We start from the raw sequence: 24057 nt of genomic DNA on the forward strand, positions 1-24057 counted from the left end.
ATGGAGGAGATCAACTATCCGCCCTGGGCTCAGGAACTCCTGAAGATCACGCTGGGCGTCACTCCCATCACGGCCCATGAGAACCTCGCGTTCGACAGCCGTGTCATCTACACCGATCTCGCGAGCCGGCTCCGCCTCTTCCGGGACATGCTCAACACCCATGTGCAGAAGGCCTCGCGGGCCCTCCCGCCGGGCGTCGCCGACCCGTACGTGGACGCCCTATCCCTGCTCACCGGCAACAGCGGCGGCGTCGACTACCTGGAGATGTTCGCCAAGAGCCTCGACGACGCGGCCTACGGCCAGGTCGGCATCTCCCAGAACGTCCAGCAGGCCAAGTGGGAGATCCTCGCCGAATGCATCATGTTCCTCGCCGAGATGGCGTTCATGACGGCGATGGCGTTCTTCACCGGCGGGACGTCGCTGACCCAGGCGTGGCTGCTGCGGGCCCGGACCACCCTGACGATCCTGATGATCATCGACCGGCTGTCCCGGCTCACCCATATCGGGCCCAGCCTGGTCGAGGGCATCGAGGAAGCCATGATCAGCCTCGGGGTCGGCCTCGCCCAGATGGGGCTCAACCCGGACGACCGCCGGATCAAGAACATCGACTGGCTCGCCGTCGTCAAGTCGTTCGCGTTCGGCGCCATCGCGGGCGGCGTCATCAGTGTCTTCTCGACGCTGGGGAACTTCTTCAAGAACGTCGGCGCCAAGTTCTTCAAGGACGACCTCCCCCGCGACCTCGGCAAGTTCGACGTGAACCTGCCCACCCCCGGCGGCGGCCCGAACAGCAGGTTCGACATCAGGAACGCGCCCGGCTGGGCGGTGGGCGTCGCCATCAGCGGCGCGGCCGAGGGCTTCGGCGAGGGGGTCGCCGAGACGCTCTACAACGGTCTCTTCGAGGGCCGGTGGACCTTCGACTGGGCGACGGTGGCGTACGGGACGACCAGCGGGGTCATCGGCGCGGTGGTCGGCGGGGGCCTGGTCGCCGGGGCGCTGGCACTGAACGCCAAGTTCTTCCCGCCGAAGATCCCGCCGGGCGGGGTGAACGACGCGAACACGTTCCGCAACAACATGGACAGCGGCTGGAGCGGCGACCGTGACGGGACGGGCGCGAACCGTTCCGGCTCCGGTTCCGGTTCAGGCTCCGGGTCGGTGCCGCTGACGAATGGGGGGCGGGACTCCGGGAACTTCACGGGGGGCCTGGGCACCACCCCGCCGGTGCAGACGTCGGTACCCACGCCGCTGCCGACCCCGCCGGTGTCCACGCCGCCGGTCATGGTGCCGACGAGCAGCGGCAGTTCGCTGAACAACGGCTCCCCGGGGCGCGTCGACCACATCGACAGCACGGACAGCACGGACAGCACGGACAGCACCGACCGTTCGAGCGGGTCGGGCACGTCGTCCGTCCCCCCGGACCGAACCTCGTCGTCCGGCTTGGGCAGCTCCGTCCCCTTCCAGACGGCCGGCGGGCTGCCCGCCTCGGCGCTGAACACCGTCGGCGCCTCGCGGCCCGTCCTGTCCACCGGGGTCTCGCCGTACCGCTCGGACAACTCGTTCGTCGAGGCGCACGAGGGTGAGTCGAGCGGCGGGTACAACGCTTCCGGCACGCCGCTGGCCGACACCCCGGGCTCCATCCCCACCAGCGGCCAGACCCCCACCGGGTGGGACAGCAACCGCGCCCAGACCGACGCGGCGCAACGCGACGCCTGGCAGGACGAGTTCGACGCCGAGGAGACCCCGGCGGACGTTCCCGCCGTCACCCCGGCCACCACGCCCGCCAGTACCCCGCACAGCCCCGCCACCGGCCAGCCAGCCACCGGAGTGGACACCAACCGCAGCCAGACCGACCCGGCGCAGCGCGACAACGGGCAGGACCGGACCGACGGCGAGCCCGAGCCCGGGGCCGAGTCCGACGTCGAGAGCACCTTTGCCGATGCCCTGGCCATCACACCCGCCGTCACCCCTGCCACCCTCCCGAGCAGCTCCGCCGCCGGCCACAACCCACCCGGCTGGGACAGCGCCCGCGCCCAGGCCGACGCGGTACGGCGCGACCACACCTGGCAGGAGCAGCCCGACGCCGAACCCGGCGCCGAGGGCACCACCGACGGCACCCCGACGGACGTCCCCTCGGCGGTGGCGCCGGGACAGCACGGCTCCTCCTCCTTCGAGGTGCGGCGCTTCGTCTTCGAGGGGCAGCCGGTCACCGACCTGACGATCGAGGTGGCGCTCGCTTCCGGGGCCACCGACGCCGAACGGGAATCGGCTTGGTCGGACCTGGCCAGCGGCGTGGACGCGCTGTTCAACACCCCCGCGATCCAGCTGCCCGACGGCGACCTGCTGCACCTCACCGTCGTACCGGCCACCGCCGCCCCGTACCTCACGGTGGACCTCGCCGGGCCGGCCGGCGCCGCCGCGACGCCCGCCGAGCTCGCCCGCCAACTCGCCCAGCGCGTCGGGCTGGACCCGCGCAGCCCGGTGTCCGTCGCCGGGGCGATCGGCCCCCTCCCCGCCGTCGCACCGGCGCAGCAGCCGGCCCTCGGCCCGGCCCAACCCGTCCCCACGGCCTCGGGCGACACGGCCCGGGACGTATCCGCACCGGCCCGGCCCGTCGCCACCGGCTCCGGGCCAGAGGCGGTACGCCCCGAAGAGCCGCCCGCCGAACCGGTGGGTGCCGAACCGGTGGGCGCCGAGGAGGGCCCGTCGGCGCCGATCCCGCCGTACGAGGGCGCCGACCAAGGCCCGACGGCACCGGCCCCGCCGTACGAGGGCGCCGACAGCCCTTCCTCGGCGCCCACCGCGTCCGACGCGGACCAGGTGCGGACCTACAGCTCCCCGGGCCCGCCCGACCTGGGGTCCCTGAACCGGATCCTGGCCGGGGCCACCCCAGCCGGACCGGCGCCCGGCCTCCCGCCCTACGTCCCCATGGCCCCCGCTGTCGCCGCCGCTGCCGCCGCCGAGTTGAAGGTCCTGTCCGACCTCTACAGGGCCCGGTATCCGCGTGAGCGCTGGGTGAACATCGATGGCCTGGCCCGTGCGATCCTGCACCTACCCGCGGACACCCCCGGGAACGACGCCATCCGGACCGAGCTGTTCGCGCTGGTACGGGACGCCGTGGCGCAGAACCGGGCGAACAGCATCGAAGCGCTGGCCGTCCACCACATCCGTACCACCGGAGCCCCCGCCACGGGCCGCCCCCTGCTGCTGAACGGCGCCCTGGGGCCGGGCCGCAACTGGACCTCCCTGCTCTCCCTCGACCTCGATACCACCCAAGTGGAGGACCGGCCGACGGGGCAGTCCGCCCCGCCGACGAAGGCTCCGTGGAGCGGCGTCCCCCTGACCCTGGTGGCCGACACGGGCGGCCCGACCGGTGTGAGCGTGCCGTGGCCCGGCGGAGGGCACCGCTGGATGAGCATGGCGGAGGTCGCCGAGTACCTCGTCGTGGAGGCGGAGGGGCTCCCCGCCGGCGTGGAGATCCTGCTGGCCTGGCCCAACTCCGGTGACGGGGGGCTGGAAATGGCGCGCCTGGTGGCGCACCGGACCGGCCGGACCGTCTGGGTGAACAGCGGCCTAGTGTCGGCACGCCTCGATCCGGTCGGCGCGGGCGCCACGACCGGGCCAGGCGCCACGGCCAGCGCGACCGGCCCGGCTGCCCCGACCACCACAGCCACCACAACCGGCCCGGCTACCCCGGCCGGCCTGGCTGCCCCGAGCATCACGGCCGCCACAGCCGGCCGCCGCGTCCTGACCGCCCTCGGCGGGACCGGACACCCCATCGGCGACTGGTTCCCGGTCGGTCCCGACGAGTGGCGCGACCCGCTGCCCGGTGACGTCCCCGAGTGGTGGGAGGCGCAGTGGGCGACCCGCACCATCGCCTCCTCCGACCACGAGCAGATCGGCCGGTCGTCCTTCCCATCGGACGAGCCCGGCCTGGACGTCACCTACAAGCATTTGCGCAACCTGCCGGCCTTCACGAAGCAGGTCGACTTCAACCCCGTGACAGGCCGGCCGGTGGGCAAGCCGAGGCCCGCGCCGCAGGCGGACTACTTCTACTACGGTCACGGCCACCCCGGGATCACCCAGGTGGCACTGGCCGACGGCAGCGTCATCACCGTGTCGGCGGAGAGCTTCGCCGGGGCCCTGTCCCGGCGGCCCAGCGTGCGCGCACTCAGGGATGCCAGCGAAGCGGATGTCGCCCAAGGCCTTCCGCCGCGGGCGATATTCATCGGGATCTGCTCCTCCGACGCGGCCTCGAACCTGTCCAAAGAGCCGGAGTGGCGCGGGAACGCCGCCCCCGCCCCGTTCGTCCTCGACGAGCTGGAGACCATCCCCCTGACCCAGATCACGGCGAACAAGAACCGCCTGATCATCAAATCCAACGGCGACCGGATCAGTCTGACCATCGCGTCGGGCAGCGACTACCTGCACGGCCTGGCGACCGATGTACTGGGCCGCCCGGGTCGGTCACGGGATCGCTGGCCCGAGCCGCTGCCCGCCGAGCTCTCCGACCGGGCCCGGACGGTCGGGCTCCACACCGAACCGGGCGCAGTCCTCCCCAGCGACCTGAACGCCGCACTGCGCCTGACCCGGGCGCTGCGCTCCGTCTTCGGCGACGCCGTGGACACCCACAGCAACTACTCGACGCTGCTGACGGCGATCGGCGCGGTGGAGCTGATGCGGCGCGCGGACCCCGTCCTCTCCACGGCCGCACCACTCTTCACCATGGAGTTGCTGACGCGGGTCGTACGCGCCGACCGGAAGGCCCGGAAGGGAACCGCGCTGTCGGCCCCCCTGACGCAGCAGGACGTCCAGATCACCCTGGGCCGGGCACTCGTCACCCGGCGGAAGGCGGCGGCAAGGGCAGCGACGGCGGTGGCTGCGGGACGGACACCCGCTCCGGATCCCACGCTCAGCGACTTCGTCTCCCTGCCCCTGGTGCACCAGGCCGCCCAGCAGCACGGCAACCCCACCCCGGACCAGGTCCGCGAGGTCCTGGTCCTGGACCCGAACGTCGGGCCCATGCCCACGAGCCTCCAGCGCTCGCAGTACTTCTGGGCCCAGGTCCGGGCCGAGGAGGTGTACGACCGGCACCAGGCCGACCTGGCCGCCTTCGAAGCCCGGATCCTGCACCTCGCGCAGCCCGACCCCGCCGAGTCCGACCGCGCACGCCTGACGGTGACCAAGGCTCTGGCCACCGGCCGCGACCCGTACAACGTCGACGCGCTCGCCGCCGCCCACCTGGACTTCGAGGGCCTGCTCGGGGCCGACACCCTGATCACCGGCGACGGCACGGCGGGCGGCCGGAACCTCGCCGGGCTGGAACCCGCCCGCCGCGTGAACCTGGACAAGTGGCTGGTGCCGTCCACCACCCCCGGGTACTCGGCCCCCACCGCCGTGGACTCGCCGTGGCGGTCGGCGCCGCTGCTGGCCACAGCGGAGGCCCTGGGCAACGGGCGGCTGCGGATCGGGCAGCCGGGCGGACCACGGTACGTCGTGTCCGAGGACGAGTACGTCGAACTGCTCGCCCGCGACCCCGAGATCTTCAACAAGAAGCTGAACGTCCCCCTGATACTGGGGATCTCCGAGCTCGGCGTCCTCAACCCGGACCTGCCGGGGAAGGCGCTGCGACAGCTGGGCCGCCCGGTCGTGTTCACGCGCGGCTCGTTCGACCTGGACCGCGACGACCCGCACGACCCGTCCCTGATCGACACCGCGACGCCGACCGCCCAGGCCTGGCAGCAACTGAACCCCGGGACCGGGGCGTCCCCGGTCGCGAACGTCGTCACCTACGACTCGTCGGGGCCGGCGAAGGCGGGGGTGGATGCGGCGCCTGCGGCGGGCCTTGACCCCACCCCGCCCCTTCCCGAAGCGACATATGCGGCTCCGCCGCGTGGTGGGGAGACCCCGGATCCCCCAGTACGCCCTACGGGCGTGCCCCGCACCGCCCCGCCCCCGCCCCGTCCCATCACCTCCGCCCCCGTCACGTCCGCCCCGGCACCGCGCACGCCGAACACCCCGCCGGCCTCGGCCCACCGGACCACCGGCCCCGGCCCGCTGACCACTGCCGGCCTGCTGGCGCTGGTCGACGAGGTGGTCGCGGCCGTGCGGGCGGTGGGTGAGGGTGGGACGCCTGCGGCGGGCCTTCACCCCACCCCGGCCCCCGCCCCGGGCTGCCTCCCCCTGCTCCGCGCATTCCGCGACGCCTTGTTCCCCCGGGGCGTCCGTCCGGCCCGGAGTCTGGACGACCTGGTACTCCTCCAGGACCCGGCCGAATCCTCCTTGGCCCCCGGCCAGGAATGGCAGCCGGCCGGCTCCTGGGGCCGGGTTCAGGACGTCCTCCGCACACAAGGGCCCGGCTCCGTCGCCCTGATCCTCGCCCGCCGCCCCGGCGACCAGGAAGGACACGCCTGGGCCGCCTACCAGCCGCTCACCGCCGACGGCCGGGGCAGCGACACGCCCGTCTGGGTGGAGCTCCAGGCGCCCGACGGAGAACGGCTCCCCGCCCTGCCCGCCCTGCCCGGCCTGTCCGGCCTGTCCGCCGCCGACGCCCGCATCGTGGTGATCGGAGCCACCGGCCAGGTCGTCGAAGACCCGCAACCGCCGTTCACCCCGTCCTCCTCCACCGCCCACAGCGCCCTCGACCTCAATCCGTCCCCACGCCGCGACTACGGTGCCGTCGGCCCGGAGATCGAGGACCGCCACTTCCTGGAGATCCCGCACGTCCCCGGCACAGTGCTGGCCACCGCCCCCGGCCTCAGGGCGATCTCCGGCACTCGCGTGCTCTTCCAGGGGGCGGACCACCTCTGGTATCCGGACCGGGCCCGGGCGCAGTCCCCGGAGCAACCGGACCCGCCGCAGGACGAGTTCCCCGTCGTGGTCTTCGAATCCGATCCGACGTCGGCGCTTCCGCCCGGGCAGGGGACCGCCCCGAGGGTCTCGCTGGAGCATGCGTACGCGGCCCTCGCCGAAGCACACCAGCAGCGCCTGCGCCGGCTCCCGACCTTGAACGACGTCTTCGCCGCCACCGGCTGGACGATCGCTCCGGGCGCATCGGGCTACGTCCTCCACACGAACCTCGCGGGGCCCGCCCCCGGGGGACTGCCCGTGTATCCCATCAGGACCCACATGGAGTCGAAGACACTGCTGGCCGCCGCCCCCGGCATCCAGGCGGTCACCGACCACGGCACGTTCTTCCGGGGGGCCGACGGACTGATGTACCCGGAGCGGCACCTGGCGGTGTCCGAGGGGATGCCGAACCCCCTGCCGGTGCGCAGCCCCGTCGTGGAGTTCGTGCTCGCACCGGGGAAGGTGCTGCCCGGGGAGCAGGGAGACTCCCTCCAGGAACTGATGGCCCTGCAGACCGAAGGCCGCGCGGCGCTGGCCGAAGCCCACCGGCAGAACCGCCCCTGGACGCTCGCGGAGATCTTCGCCCACCTCGGCTGGCAGACCACGCCGGAAGCCCGGCGGATCCAGCTGCCGCCGAACACCTCCGGGGCCGGCCACCTGATGTTCCCGCAGGCCACGATCGGTGTGGAGACGGTGGGTCTGCGGGCGGCACATGACTGGATCATGAAGCGGACCATCCTTCCCCCGCGCTTCCAGGTCCTGCATGCCGCCCGGCATTTCGGCCAGGCCATGACCGTCGGCTTCGTGCGGGACGTGACGGGCAACCCGGAGGTGGGCGAGGCCCATGTCCCGTTCCTGTCGGTTCTGGCGGATGTCGACGAGGTCTGGGGCTACACCTGGCTGGTGTACACGCACGCCGGCGCGTGGCCGATGATGGAGGCCCACGGCCGCAATCTGCTCAAGAACTCGATCTCCGGCGCGTCCCGGACCCATCTGGCCGGAGATCCCGCCCGGCCCGACCTCCCGGGGGTGTTGGAGGCTCTCCGGCCACGCACCCGCGCCTTCCTCGACCTGCGGCACGACCGCATCCGCGAGGCCTTCGAGACGTCGATGGCAGAACTCGCCAACCGCCACCGGTTCGTGCTGACCGGGCAGACCACGGACATGCGGGGCTTCCTCGACGAACCCGCCCCGCTGCTGACCGTCGGCGAGTACCTCACGGCGACGCTGCGCGGACTGGGCGCGCTGCCCCGGCTCCCGCAGCTGCGCAGAGAGCTCCCCGAAAGGACGGAGCTGGCCGCCGCCGTCCATCTGCGGGCCACCGGTATGGAGGGCTACGGCCGGCTGGACACCAACCACGGGCGCTTCCCCGAACCCCGGGTGCTGGTGGAGATCCGGCAGAACCTCACCGGCACCCCGCTGGCGACCGACGAGGACCTCCGGCGCACCGTCGAGGAGCTGGCGGCGCTGGCGCGGACCATCCACCAGCGGGCCACTCGGTTCCGGGAGCCGCTGACTGACGGTGCCCTGCGCGACGCCGTCGGCCGGATCGTCGGCCATCCCGTGGTACGGGCCTTCGCACCGTTCCTGGCCATGGCCTCCACCCGGCCGCTGCCCACCACCGACGGGGGCGCCCGGCCGCCGTTGATGGCCTGGCACGCCCAGTCGGTCGCCGAGGCACTGGCCCTGGTCGCCCTCGGATCCCCGCTGGCGCCGGGGATCCAGGACCGGCTGCGGCTGGTGCTCCAGGCCGTCGTCACTTCCGCCCGGGTGGGCGCCCCGCACCCGAGGGCGCTCAGCGAGGCGGAACGGACGGCGGTGCTGCGCGTGACGAAGGCCGCGGTGGACGCGCTGCCGCTGCTCGGCCAGGCCGGCGGCTTCGTCGCCGAGATGGAGCAGGACAGCGGCGCGCACGACAGCGACATGGCGGATGCGCCGGATATGCCGGATATGCCGGATATGCCGAACAGTATGTTCTCCCACAGCTCGTCGGGGCCGTCCGACCCGAACGCCCTGAGCGAGGTCATGGCCCGGGCGACCCCCACCGGGGAGACGGCCGACGGCCCCGCCGCCCCGAACACCCCGCCCCTGATCCTGGCCGGGGCGACACCGGACGAGGCTGTAACGACCGGGTCCGTAACGACCGGGTCCGTACCGGCCCTTGTGGCATCCGACGACCCCGTGACCACGGGCCCGACCCCGGCCGGGACGACGCCACCGACCGACGCCCTGAGCACCGGCCCGGCACCGGTCCTGGCAGCACCGGTCCCCCCGGCCCCGGGTGCCGCCCCCGCCCCCGAGCCCGTACGGGATGTCCTGGCCCGGCTCTGGTCCCAGGACCCGGAACACGGCCGGGACCCCCTGACCATGGACGCCCAGGACGCCCTGGCCCGCCGGCTGCTGCACCTGCCCGCCGACGCCGAGGTGGACGACGCCGTACGGGCCGAACTGACCGCCCTCGTCCAGGACGCCGTCGAGCAGGGCCGCGCCGGCAACCTCGCCGCGCTGGGCGCCCACCACTTCCGTACCGCCGACGCCACCGCCGGCCCCGCCCTGTCGCTCGTCGACGGCACCGGGACCAGGACCGGCGTGAACTGGAGCCTCGCCGCCGGTGACCTCGACACCACCCTGGTGGCGAGCACGCAGCTCGACGGCCAGGTCACCTTCGTCCCCGCCCCGTGGACGGGAATCCCCTTGCTGGCGCTGGGGGACGCCGGTGACCACCGGAGCGTCCAGGTGCCCCGGCCCGGCGGTGGCCGGCGGGCCATGACCTTCGACGAGGTCATCGAGTACCTCGTAGTGGAGACGGAAGGGCTGCCCGCCGGCGTGGAGCTCGTGCTGGCCTGGCCCGGCTCCGGCGACCAGGGCGTGGAGGCGGCCGAGCTGCTGGCGCGGCGCACGGACCGGACGGTGTGGTCGTTCACCGCGCACCTCGGTCTGACGACCCATCCGGTGACCGGCCGTCGGCACCTGACCGGGCTGGCGCTGCCCGACAACCCGCTGGGCGACTGGGTGCGCAGCCTGCCGACCGACCACCGCGACCCGGACCCCGCCGACCCGCCGTACTGGTGGGAACCGCTGTGGCACACCCGCACCGTCGTCGACCCCGACCACCAGCGGCACGGCCGGGCGGCGTTCCACCACACCGACGCCCAGGCCCACAAGCGCGCCGGCCACATGCGCAACTTCCGGAAGGTCACGGAGAGGTGGCACTACAACCCGGCGACCGGGATGTTCGTGCCCTCGAACGAGCCGGCCCCGGAGGCGGACTACGCGATCTGGGCGCACGGCCTTTCGCGCAAGGCCGTCGTGCCCCTGACCAATGGCAGTACCGTCACGGTCCCCGGAACGCATTTCAACAACGCGCTGCGCCGGCGGAACAGCGTGCGCGATCTCGAAGAGGCCAGCGCGGAGCGGGTCCGCCGGGGCCTGCCGCCCCTCAGGCTGTACTACGGCCTCTGCTTCGGCGCCGCCGTCTCCGACCTGCCCGACGACTGGGACGCGCCGGCCGCGCCCCCGCCGTTCACCCTCGACCCGCTGGCGGACGTCTCCAACGCGCAGGACATGGCGAACAAGTCCCGCATGATCATTCCCACCGGTGGCGACCGGACAAGTGCCACCTTCACGAGTGTCGCGGCGCCCCTGCTCGCGCTGTACACCGACGTGGAGGGCGGGCAGGGCCGTTCGCCGGAGAGCCACCCGGAGCCGACCTGGGCGGAGTTGGCCGCCCGGGCCCGGACGGCCGGGCTTCGCCGGGGCCCGGGGTTGGTCTCCGCAGCCGACCGGATGGCGGCGCTCCGGCTGGAGCGGGCGCTGCGCGAGGTCTTCGGGGACGACGTGTACCTGCGCCCCCACTTCCCGGCCCTGCTGCGGGCGATCGGTGCCCTGGAACTGATGCGGCGCGCGGACCCCGACCTGTCCCGGGCCGCCCCGCACTTCACCCTGGACCTGCTGTACCGGTTCACCTTCGCGCACACGGTCGCGTCGGGCACCCCTCCCGGCCCCCTGACGGCACAGGACATCGAGGGGGCACTGCACGCGGCGGCGCAGGCCTGGTACTCCGGGAGCACGGCCGGCCCGGCGTTCGCGCACCTGCCGGAGGTGGTGGCGGTCGCCGCCCGGACGGGCCCGCCCGGCACGATGGACGACGACGTCCGCAGGGTGCTGGGCCTCGACGCGTCGGCCAGGGTGAACAGCGTCCACCGGTCCAAGTACTTCTGGGTCCAAGTGGTGACCGAGGAGGTGTACGCCCGGCACCGGGCCGACCCGGCCGGCTTCGAGGCCCGGATCCTGCACAGCCCCGCTCCCGCGTGGCCGGATCCGGCGCGGTCCGCCGCGGCCCGGTCGCTGGTGGCCAGGGCCCTCGCCACCGGGCGCGACCCGCGCAACCTCGACGCGCTGGCCGCCTTCTTCTTCGAGGACAGGGGGCTGCTGGGCGACGGCACCCGGATCCCCCCCACGGGTCAGTCGGCGGGCGGGCGGAACTTCGCCGGTACGCCCTTCGCCCACGGGATCGACGCCGCCCTGGTCAAGATCTCGGACACCGGCACCGACTGGGCACCGTGGCAGAACGAGACGAGCCCCGTCGGGCTGGTCGTCACCGGGGAAGCCCTGGGCAACGGGCTGGTGCGGCTGCGCGACCCGGGCGACCCGAACGGCACGTCGTACACGATCCCCGAGGACGAACTCGTCGAACTGCTCACCCGCGACCCCGCCGTGTTCTCCAAAGCGCTGGCGGTGCCACTGGTACTGGCGATGGACAAGGTCGGCCTCCTGAACCCGGACCTGCCGGGCAAGCTGCTGCACAAACTGGGCCGGCCGGTGCCGTACACCGACGGCGACATCACCTGGACCCGCGCGGACGGTGAGCCCGACACCGCCCTGCTGCTCATCGACATGACGGCACCGGGCGCCGGCCCCTGGCACTACCGCAGCTATCACCCTGCCCCGGCCAAAACCCCGGCCAATGCCCCCGCCATTGCCCCGACAAGCACCTCGTCGGCTCCGGTCACGCTGTCCGCCGGCAGCACACCGGGCCAGGAGCCCACGGACGCCCCCTCCTCGGCGGGACTGCCGACGCCGGCCGGTACGGAAACGCCGGTACCGCCGGAAACACCGGTGCTGCCGCCCGCCGAAACACCGCCCCCGCCTCCGCCCGTACCCGTCCTGACCGTCACTCCTCCGGCGGAGGACGGCGACCCCGCCGCGCCCGCGGGCCGGACCGTGCCCGAAGTGCCCGGCAACCGGATCGACGAGGAGTTGGAGGTCCGCCGCCCGGCCCGGGTGGACCACGGAATGCTGCCGCCGGGTACGGAGCACGGGCCCAGCGTCTTCAGCGACGGGAGCCGGCTGCCTGGCTACCTGGACGGGCTGCTGCCGCTGCCCGTCGACCCGGAGGAGCTGCTGCCGCTGGTGCCGCCCACCGAAACCGGCACCGGCACGGAGGCCCTCACCGAGGCCCTCACCGAGGCCGTCGCCGAGGTCCTTGCCGACCCCGACCCCGACCTCGCCGCCGACCCCGACTCCGAGCAGTTCGTCCTCGGCTCGGAGAGCGCCGTCCTGCGCGGCACCGGGCAGACGGCGGACACCATCCTCGCCCGGCTGGACACGGACCCGGAGACCCGCCCCGCCGAGAAACCCGAACAGCCGTCCAAGCACCGCCGCCGCGGGTCGGTGGGCACGCTGGACCAGCGGCTGCGCGACGCGCTGCAGTCCGACCCCCGGCCCTTCTTCGACCGCGCCGGACACTCCTTCACCTACAAGACCGAGTCGGGCCGGGCCCGCACGCTGTACGTCAATGCCCACCGGTACGCGAACTGGGAGCGGTTCTCGGACGGCGATGATCCGGCCAACGCGGTCAAGGTCGACAGCGCGAGCCGCCTCCAGACCACCACCGGCACCGCCAAGGTGGTCTCCGAGACGCGGATGCTGGCCCCCGGCTTCCCGGCCGGCCCGGCGGCCGGGATGCTCTCCCTGTTCGGCCGGGGCACCGCGCGGGTCGGCCGCAACCGGGGTGTCGTCTTCGTGGCGCACGACCAGGTGCAGAGCCAGTCCGAGACACGGCACGCCGACGGCTCCCATCTGCACCTGGACGACGTGTACTTCACGATCCGGGTCACCGACACCGAGGACGCGCGCCCGGCCCGCCCCGGTGTCCTCGGCACCGCTTGGCGGTCCCGGCCCGCGCTGGAGCAACTCGACGACAGCACCTACGGGTTCGGGGTGCGCAGGGGCCTCGGGCTGCGCGTGGCGGACAGCCTGACCACCGACCGGACCGCACCCCCACTGCGGGCCCCCGCCGAGATGAAGCTGGGGCCCGGCTCGGACTACCGCCTCGTCCGTACCGAGGGCTACGCCTCCGTCGAGCACATCCACCAGTGGGCGACGGACCGGCTCGGCCCCCGGGAGGACTCCTCGGCGCACGACGTCGTCAACGACCTCTTCAACTCGGAGAACATGAGGAAGCTGTCGGGGCGGCTGGCCAGGTCGACGGTGGTGAGCGAGCCGATGTTCGCCGACGACAAGCACCGCACACCGATGGGCGCCTTCGCCGTCCGGGTCGAGCCCGGCAGGGCCGTCCCCGCGAAGGACAGCGACCGGGCCGCCATCTGGGAGATAGGCCAGGCGACGACCAAGAACGAGCGCAAGCAGAACAAGTCGTGGTTCAAGGACGTCATCATCGCCCTCGGCCCCGCGTTCAATCTCAACCCGCTGGCCTGGATCGGCGGCCTCCTCGGCTGGGAGTCGGCCCGGCTGCGGGTCCAGTTCGGCCCCACCGCCCGCTACGGGCACGTCTCGGGGCGCACCACGATGACCGGCGGCTCGGGGACGGACAAGTCGATGGGCGCCGCGAAGGAGGTGCCCACCGTCCTGTACAAGGTCGAGAAGATCTTCTACGTACAGCGGACGGGTGACGCCCGGCCGACGCGGTTCGTGACGTGGAGCCTGGACCGGATGACGGTCACCGAGGCGCGGCGGCTGGCGGGCTGGGACGACGGGACCACCCTGCGCGGGGCGAGCGGCGCGGCGCCGTTCGCCCCGGCCTTCCTGACGGAGGACAACCCGCCGACGCTCGGGGGGAGCCGGGTGGAGCAGTTCCTCCACGCGGACGGGCGCTATACCAACCCGGTGGCGGTGCCGGCGGCGGAAACGACGGCCGAAACGACGGCGGGGACGACGGCCGAAACGACGCCGGGGACGACCGACACCACGGCCGGGACCACCGACCTGCCCGCCCCGCCCGTACAGCCGACAACCGAACCGCCGACGACCACGGCGCCCACGACCGTACAACCGACGACCGCACCGCCCACGACGACGGCGCCCGCCACCGATCCCGCCGATCCCGACCCGGCAGCCATCACCGACCCACCCACCCCTGCTCCTGCCCCCGCCCCGGAAGCCACCTTCCTGGACGCCACCACCGACCAGGTCCTCACCGCGCTCGCCGCCAAGTACCCGCACCTGGTGGCCCGGTTCGCCGATCTCGGCGACCCGAAGAAGTTCCGCAGTTTCGGCGTCTACAACGCCGTCCTGCAGAACACCACCACCGTGATCAGCGCCCTCACCCACCACTCGCTGGCCGGCAGCCTGAAGGAGGCCTCCCCGCAGGGCCTCCACCTGGCCCTGCTGGAGCCGGGCCGGATCACCCACACGTACCGCCACATCCGGCTGGACGTGGCGCTGACCGGCCGCCGCTACGAGGGCACCCAGAACGACCTCGGCCTCACCCACACCGTCATCGGCACGACCAGGGCGGACGGCTCCCGTCAGGCGGGCCAGATCGCCGAGGCCGGCTTCGAGGTGACCGTCTCCACCCGCAACACGGCCACCGACAGCGCCGGCCGCCCGGCCAACGCGCTCACCGGACAGGTCAGTGTCGAGGCGGGGCTGCAGCGCCAGGACAACACCGCGTACGGGATGACCGCCTCGCTCGAGACCGAGCACGCGCGCCCGGGGCCTTCCCATCTCTTCTCCTACGGCCTGCGGCTGACCGCCAGTTCCGACGGCTACTGGCGGTTCCGTGGGCTCTTCCGGGGCATCGCCTCGCTCGGCCTGCTGGGCACCGAGCTCTTCGGGTTCTGGCCGCAGCCCACCGTCGACCTGATCGGTGGCACGGCCGGCGACCCGATCACCGGACGGGTGCTGCTCAGCGTCTCCGACGCCGAGATCCCGGACAAGGACCCGCACGCCGCCGACGCGCCCAACCCGTACCGGACCACCGAGCCGGCTCGGACCACCGTGCTGGACCCGGCCAGGGCCCGGCGGCTGGCCACCGGTCTGCTCACCGACGAGGACCGGGAAGCGGGGCCGGGGCCCACCGACCCGGACCGGTCCCCGGGCCAGCTGCACGGCCAGCCCCACGAGACGCTCGCCGTGCTGGCCACCGGGGGCACCCCCGGCCTGGTGGACGAGGCGCTGCGGGACGCCTCCAGGGGCTTCGGCGACCGGCTGCTGAAACGCGAAACCCCCAAGGGCGCCTGGCAGTTGACCCAGCACGGCGCGCCCGCCCACGACGCCTCCGTACGCCCGCACCGGCCGCAGTACCTGGCCGCCGAATTCGACCAGGCCTCGGGCCCGATGGGCTCCCGGGTGACCGGCCTGTGGGGCAAGGGCCCGTACGTCGACTGGCTGGCGACCGTCGTCCACCAGGTCCGGGTCACCCGGCTGCGCGCACTGGGCCGCCCGGTGCCGGTGGCGACCACCACCACGGTCAAGTCGTCGGCCCAGGCCGGTGGTTCGGCGGTCAGAACGCAGTTCAAGCAGGCCGGCGGAGCCTTCATGTACGGCCACTCGCACCCCGGGGCGAGCGTGGGTACGTACGGCTTCGTGCTGCGGCCCTGGAAGCGCGGCCGGGGCCGGACCCTCACCGCCACCCGCTCGGTCACCTCGGGCCTGGGCCTGGTGCAGGGCGGCATGCACGTACTGACGGCCGGCGACGCGGCGCACGAGGTGGCCGCCTCGGTCCGGACCACGGGTCTGCTGCGGTGGCTCGGCCGCTATGTGCCGGGCGTGCCCTACGGCACCGCCGGCCGACGGCAGTCGGTGCCGGGCGGCTGGCTGGGCTACCTGCCCGAGCGCGTCGCGCACCGGCTCGACCTGCTCGACGACGGCCTGGGCGACCCACCGGAGTACGGGCGCCGCCCGTGGCTCCAGCACAACTGGTTCCGCGCCCGCCCGTTCGCCTCGTACCCGGTCAACACCCTTGACGCGTCGAAGGTGTTGGCGAGCATCGACAAGAAACTCCGGGACCTGGGCATCGACGACCCGGGCCGGGAGAGCGTGCAGCACCTGCTGTCGGGCCGGGTCACCCGGGCCCTCCGCCGCGAACTCATGGCCTCCGGAGCCTCGTTGCCCGTCCGCGTCGGCGGCCCCGGCTGGCACACCATCCGCATCGGCGGCCGCTCGGTGCGGGTCCGCGCGGAGCTGGTACCCGTCGAGGACGGCCAGCGGTTCGTCGGCCTGTGGCCGGGCACCGACACCGAGGACACCCGGGCCGCCACCACCGTCATCACCGAAGGCGGCACCGAGACCCGGGGCAGCGAAATCGGCACCCTCGTCACGGAGAACCTCCACACCGGCGACGCCGTCGCCCCGGCGGCCGGCCCGGCGTTCCGGGAGACCGTCTCGACGCGCCAGCAGGTGTCCTGGGAGCAGTCCGCGACGCACACGAAGACGTGGAAGGCGGTGTCGAAGGGGCCCCATGCGGAGTTCCGGACGCGGTACCGGTTGCGGGTGACGCTGGAGCTGGGGGAGAAGAGGGGGGAGGCGGGTGCGGGTGGGGCGCCTGCGGCGGGCCTTCACCCCACCCCGCCCCTTCCCGGCAGTGACACTGTGCGGCTCCGCCGGGTGGGGGCTCCGCCCCAGACCCCGGTACGCCCTACGGGCGTGCCCTCAAACGCTGGGCAGGCTGAAATACCAGCCCCGCCGCAGGCACCCACCGTCGGCCGGTCCAACGCCCGTCACCTCCTCCTCGTGGACGAGGAGATCGGCGAGATCACCGACCTCGTCCCGGTGAGCCTGATCCGCCCCGGCACCCTGCCGACCACGGACACCGGCACGGACGCTGACACGGGCACGGACGCCGCCCCTGCCCCCGACCCCCTCCGCCCCCCCGAGCCCACCCTTCCCACCCCCGCCCTCACCGTCCTCACCGGCGAAGCCAACCCCCTCCAGACCCAGGACCCCGCCGCCGCTCTCACCGCCTGGGCCGCCGTCCCCCACCCGGACGGCACGACCCGCCCCTTCCAGCTCCCGGCGAACGGCATCCACGTCCGCGACGTCATCGGCGACGACCTCGTCCGCGCCGCCTCCACCGTCGCGCTCGGCAAGGCGTTCGACAACCGGCTGGCCGACGCACGCGGCGAGCTGACCGGCGAAGCACTGGAGCGGGCGCTCGCCCAGGCCCTGCGCACCCCCCTCACCGCTGAGGGCACCGCCGCCGCCCAGGCGCTGGAGGACGCGTCGGGGCCGGGTCCGCTCAGCGCGTTCTTCCACACGACCACCCCCGAGCAGGGCGGCTACCGCACCGACGGCCTCACCCAGAACACCCTCACCGACCACGCCTCCACCGCCCTCGCCCTCTACACCCGCCCCGACCTCGCCGCCGCCACCCTGCTCGCGGTCACCGACGACACGGGGCTGGAGGCACCCGAGCTGTTAGTGCTCAGCTCGGCGTCCGACGGCTCGCAGGGGACCACCCAGAACACGCTCATCGGCGGCACCCCCGTACTGCGGTCGGACGCCATCGGCGCGGCCAACCCGGTCGTCAGCGGCACCGGCCTCGACACCGCCGAGGACGACGGCCAGGCGGTGGGCCAGGACATCGGCTACCAGGAGAACCTGAAGCCGGCGCGCAGCCGGACCTTCCTCTTCGCCGTCCCGACCAAATGGCTGGCCGTCGCCGAGGTGGACCGGCAGTTCAAGGACGGCCCGACCCCCTCCTGGCTCCGGAAGAACCTGGGCGGGACCCTCGGCCGCAAGCCCGAGGCCGGCGCCGTCGAGGCCGAGACCCTGGTCGTCGCGTGGATCCGTGAGGACGTGGCCCGGAGCCTCGGCCTGATCACCGACACCAACTTCCCCGCCCGGGTCGGGAAGGCCTGGGACCAGGTCGCTGAGGCGGCCACGACGTGGACGGAGGCGGACGCGGAATACCTGGCGCTGCGCCGCGAGGTCCCCGAGTTGCGCAAGGCCGTCGAACAGACGGCCGTGGCGCAGGCGGTGGCCCGCAGGGTGCGCAAGGTGACGCGGCGGGAGGTGCGCGAGGAGTATGCCGACGCGCAACGGGCGTACGACGAGGCGGTGTCCGCCGCTGCCGTGGCGGCCGTCGTGGCCGTGCCGCCCCCCGCCACGGACCCCGCCGGGCCCGGTGACACGGATCCGGCCGGGGAGTTCGCGGCGCGGCTCCGAACCGCCACCGACCAGGTCGCCCTGGCCCGTACGGAGGTCGAGGACGCGCTGTTCCTCGAACTCCTCGTCACCTCCCCGGCCCCGGCCGGCGAGGACGGCCCGCTCACCGACGACTTCACCCCCACCGCCCCCGTCACCGCCGCCGTGTCCCGGGTCGAGACGGCCCGGGAGGAGCTGGAGCAGGCGATCAAGGCGGTCGCCACCGTACGACGTGACGAACGCGCCCGGCTGGTCGCGGCGGCCGACCGGGCGCGCGCGGAACTCCGGGCGGCCGCCGACCGACGGATGAGCGAGGTGCTGGAGTCGGCCCGCACGGCGAACCAGGCGGCGGCCACGGCCCGGGATGCCCTGGCGACCCGGATCCGGAAGACCGAGGCACAGCGGGAACGGGCCGAGACGGCGGCCGACGAGTTCCACCGGGTGCGGGGGGAGACGGACCGGCTGACCCGCTGGCACCAGCTCCCGGCCGACGCGGGGACGGGTACGGTCACGACCGGCACGGACGCCGGTACGACCCCAGCCGTGACCGGCACGGACACGGGCACCGGCACCACGACCGGCACGGACACCGGCACGACCCCCGCCGTGACCGGCACGGGCACGGGCACCGCCGTGACCGGCACGGGCACGACCCCCGCCGTGACCGGCACGGGCACGGGCACCGCCGTGACCGGCACGGGCACCGGCACCGGCACCGGCACAGGCACCACCGCCCCCGCCACGACCGGCACGGGCACCACGACCGGCGCGGACACCCCCACCCCCGCCGTGACCCGGGCGGGCCTGCCCGAGCCCACGGTCACCCCGCCCGTCGCGCCGACTCCTGACCCCGACACCGTCACCGAGACCCCCCGGGAACCGGTCTACCGCCGTGTCACCATCGACGTCGACCCCGCCCCCGATGCCGACGGCACCGCCACCGGCCCCCTCGCCCTGACCGGCCCGGACGGCCGGACCCATCGCCTCATCGACGTCCACCGGGACGGCAACGGCTTCTTCCACGCCCTGGCCGAGGCCCGTGGCCAAGAGGAGACCGCCGAGCAGCTACGCCTCGCCGTCGCCAACGAACTCGCCAAGCTCCCCGAGAACTCACCCATCCTCGACCGCGTCACCCCGGACCGGCCCGACACCTTCACCGCCGACGAACTCACCGCCGCAGGGCTCGATTTGGGCACCGACACCCCGCAGCGCCGCGAGTTCGACGCCCTGGGCGTCATCCCGGACTCCGCCGGCGGAACCCCCGACCGTACGCACCTCCCGCTGAGCCCCGCGCTGCGCCGGGCGCTGGCCGTCGCCCAGCTCCGCCGCCCGGCGGACGCCGAACGCGACCTGGGCTGGGACCACGGCGCGGCGGACCTGTGGCCGACGCTGGCGGCCCGGCTCACCGTAAGCAAGGGGAACCCCGGCATCCGGATCGTGACGGAGGACGGCCTCCACCACGACCACGGCCCCGAACCGGACCAGCACCTCACCGACGTTCCCCGGGTCCTCCTCCACCTCGCCGACCGCCACTACCAGGCCGTACACCCCGTCCCGGAGCCCGAAGGCACACCCGTCACACCGGCCCCGCCGACCCCGCCCGCCGAACCGGCCGAACGGGGGCCGCTGCCGGCCCACACCCGACGGCCCTGGCTGCGGCCCGAGTCGACCGACACCGCCGACACCACACCCAGCACCACCGCAGCCGACACCACCGCGCCCGCACCCGTACCCGTACCCGTCTTCGACGCTGCCTCCGACCCGGCCCGGCTCACCGACCCCCACGGCCACACCTACCGGCTCGACCTGCCCCCCGGCGACGGAAACCGCTTCTACGCCGCCGTGGCCCTCGCCATGAACCGGGCCGGGCTGCGGACGCCCGACAACAACAGTGAGTACGAGTCCGACGACCTGTCCCGGCCGACCGACCGGCCGCTGCCCGACACGGCGTGGCTCGACCCCCGGGCCACCTTCACCGCCGAGGAGCTGACAGGGGCCCGCGTCGAGCTGACCGCCGGCGAGCGACGGATGTTCGAGCGCAGCGGCGGCCGACTGCCCCGAACGCACCTGCCGTTGCCCCGGGCGCAGGAGGTGGCCCTCATCCGGGCCCAGCTGTCGGCGGCCCGGCGGTGGGACGGTCCCACCGCCCTGCTCGCCGCGGAACACCTCGCCCAGGACGCGGGTCTCCACCTGACCCTGGTGCACGAGAACGGCACGATCGACACGTTCGGTACGGCGCGCACCGAGGGCGCGGGGAACGCCGTGACGGTGTACGAGCGCGGCGACGAATACCTCGCCGCGCTGCCCGAGGGCACCCGCAACCCCCATGGCCCGTACAACCACCGCACCACCCCGCCCCCGCCCCCGGCGGTCCTGCCGACGCCGACGCCGACGCCGGACAGCCCCCCGGCACCGGCCGAGGACCCGGCGCACGACGAGTACGCATCCCACGAGGACCTGTACGACGGGCCCATCCGGGACGGGGACCTGTCCTACGGGGCGCTGCACGACAGCGACCCGAACACCCCCGCCTTCGCCGAGTTCGAAGGCCGGTCCCGCCCGCACGCGGCACTCGAAGCCGGGTCGGACGGGGACTCCGTCGCGCCGGTCACGGACGTGCCCGTAGAACCCGTCGCGGAGCCCACCACTGACCCCGCTGCCGAAAGCACGCCCACCCCCGTGCCGCTCTCCCCTCCCCAGGTGCTGACGCCCAGGAAGCTGAACGAGCTGGTGGACGGCGTGGCGGTGACCGCGCTGGAGGCACAGGCGAAGGGTGCGCCGGTGTGGCGGTGCCTGCAGCTGCTGGAGGGGTTCCGGGACAAGCTGCTGCGGGACGTGTGGGATCGCGCGGCGGTGCGGCCCGCCCCCCTGGCGGGCCGCCGCTCGGTGGACGACTCGGAGCTGGACCGGCGCGGCGCGGCGTCCGATCTGGTGATGGGTCCCGGATGGGACCGGGTGGGGTCCTGGGACGCGGTGGCGGACGCACTGCGGAACGTGAAGCGTGCTGGGCCGGGGTCGGTGGCCCTGGTGCTGGCGCGGCGGCCCGGGTCGGTGTCGTCGGAGCCGGGGCAACGGCCGGAGGACGGGCTGGGGCACGCGTTCGCGGCGTACCACCTGCCGGGCGGCGTGGTGTGGGTGGACGTGTCGCGGGAGAGGGGGCACCGGGTGCTGCCGGTGCCGCCGGAGATGACCCTGTTCGACGTGCGGGCGGTGGTGATCGACCCGTCCGGGCAAGTGGTGAGGGACGCGCTGCCGCCGTTCGCGGAGTCGTCCTCGGTGCAGCACGCGCTGCTGGACAGGGCGGTGCGCGACGAGTACGCGGGCGTCGGCACCGGGGTCAAGTACCGCCATCCGACGCAGATCAACCTCTCCGATGAACTGCTGCGGAGCCTCGGCATCCCGCCGGGCGGGCAGCCCGATCTGCGGAACGCGGTGCTGGCGAGAGGGCCCGGGATCAAGGTCGTCCTCAGCGAGGCGACGTTCCACTTCGACCCCGTCACCCGTCGGCCCGTCGACATCGCGTCGCAGTCGCTTGCGGGGTCGGGGTTCACGGAGATCAGTTCGCACGTCCCGGAGGTCGTCGTCGATCCGGCGGCCGCCATCCCGGGCGAGCCGTGGCAGTCCCTGGAGGAGGCGGAGGACCGGCGGGTGCAGGTCGGCGACCGGCTGGCGCTCACGGCCAGGCAGGGCCCGACCTCGCTGGAGGACCTTCTGCGAGGTCTTCAGGACTGGGAGATCACCGAGGTCGGCAAGGCAGCCACCGTCCATCCCCCCGCCCTGGACTACGACGAGCGCTCCGCCACCCGGCTGTCGTCGGGGACCCCCGCGGTGGGCCGCACGCTGGTCCTGAGCCAGGCCGTCGACCGGTCGCCGCACACGGACCTGCTTCCCCTGTTCATGGCGGGGAGGGAGTTCGGGGAGCGGGCCGTCAGGGAGTTCGTGGGCGGCATGAACCTCGGCCGCGGCGCTGTTCCGCCGGAACTCGTCATATTCCTGTCGGCCGTCCCCGATGTGGACGAGCTCTGGGGATACGCCTGGACGGTGTTCAACCAGGTCGGCGTCAAGCCGGTCAACGCCGCGCTCGCGCTGGCGCCCGAGAACTGGCTCCCGCTCAGGAACATGCTGCCGGCGGCACCCCGGGCCGCCCTCGACTCCGTCAGGCGGGCCCTGCGGCCCGGCAAGCACAGCTCACGGGCCTTCCTCGGCGCGAACCACGACAAGCTCACCGCTATCGGCGAGGAAGTGCTGACGGACGTGCTGGAGCGTCTGTCCCGGCGTCACCGGCCGGACGGGGCCGTCTCGTACAGGTTCCTCGACGACACGGCCGGAGACGTGCCGTCCCCGCGCGAGCAGTTGACCGCCGGGCTGACGGGGCGCACGTCCCAGGGAGGGAGGGTCGGCCCGTACGAGTCGCTCGGCATCCCGGAACTCCCGGGCCTGGACACCGGCGCCGGCCGGCTGGCGGTCCCGCTGATCGTGGACGAGCTGCCGGCGAACACGCTCGACAGCACGAGAATCACCGAGCAGCGGATCGGGCAGTCCGGCCGGGAGCTGGGGGCGCTCGGTGCGGGGCTGTACCAGCGGGCGGTGGCGGCCAGGGTTCCGCTGTCGCCCCAGGTGCTGCGCCGGTCGGTGGGACGGATCCTGGGCGATCCGGTGGTCCGGGGGTTCGCCGGTCTCCTGGGGATGGCCGTCACCGGCGTGCCGCAGGCGGGTGCCCCACCCGTGCGGCTGCTGAGCCTGGCGGACCAGATGACACTGGCCGGGACGCTGGGCCGTCATGCCCTGGGGCACACCCGGTGGTCCGACATCGATCCGGCGTACCCGCTGCTGGAGGAGCTGGTGAAGCAGGGGTACGAGCTGCTGGCGGGCGGGACCGTGCCGCGCGGAATAGACCTCACGATCTTCGAGAAGGCCGTCGTGAACGCGGAGCGGGCGCTGCGGGAGCTGCGGGAGCCGCGTACCGAGCCGGCCCCGGCGCCGGACGTGATCGAGTGGCGGCCCGAGATCGCGGATCTGGACGGGAACATGGTCCCGGTGGACCAGTTGCGGCACGTCACGCACCGGAATCCGGCGGACGAGCCGGTGGGGGTGTCGTCGCGGCGCCACGGGGGGTGGCTGGGGTCGCCGGAGTCCTACGGCCTGCTGCCGGGAGTGACGCACCTCGCGGTGGTGCAGTGGACGCCGTCGCCCGGCGGCGTGGGACTGTCGGCGGTGGAGATCTCCCGGGAGAGGGCGCCGTTCGACCGGGTGTTCCTGGTGGCTCTGGACGGGGACGGGACCTCGGCGGAGCTGCTGCCCCAGGACCGGAACGGTCCGAGTGTGGCGTTCCGCTACGAGGGGGTGGTGGAGTACCTCTTCGCGCAGGTTCCGGCGCTGACGGCGGCGCCGCGCGACACGCACGTGGTGGTGCTGGGCGCGGACGTGGCGGGCCCGCACGCGTACGGCCGCGATCCGCTGGAGTGGCCGCTGGCCTCCTGGGTGCTGGCCGAAGGGTGGGACCGGTGGGCGTGGGCCTCCGCCACGGGCCTGGAGGTGGAGTTCGGCTCGCGTGTCGAGGAGGGGGTGGACGAGCACGGTGAGCCGGTGCGGACGACCTCCCTCCAGCTGACGGAGTTCGACTCCCTGGCCGGGGCCCGTCCACTGCCGACGTCGGTGCAGCTGGCCGGGTGGGCCGAGCGGATCACCGGTGACCGGAACAGGACGGACGCTGTCAAGCGGTGGTGGTGGGCGGTCCGGCTGGTGTACGGGCCGATGCTGGAGGACGACCACCCGGCGTTCGAGGCCCTGCTCCGGGGCTTCCAGGCGCTGGACCGGCAGCGGGAA

General features: G+C 73.9%; 1 protein-coding gene (cut by a window edge). It reads left to right on the forward strand.

The genetic code is table 11. The features are described 5' to 3' along the window. Positions 1–24057, forward strand: partial view of a lonely Cys domain-containing protein gene (locus ABZ725_RS08650; RefSeq protein WP_358801993.1) — the 5' portion only. Its footprint extends 7599 nt past the window's final position; 24057 of the gene's 31656 nt are visible here — the first part of the coding sequence; it begins with the start codon at positions 1–3; the stop codon falls past the right edge of the window.

This window comes from Streptomyces sp. NPDC006872, from assembly GCF_040635845.1.
GTDB lineage: Bacteria > Actinomycetota > Actinomycetes > Streptomycetales > Streptomycetaceae > Streptomyces.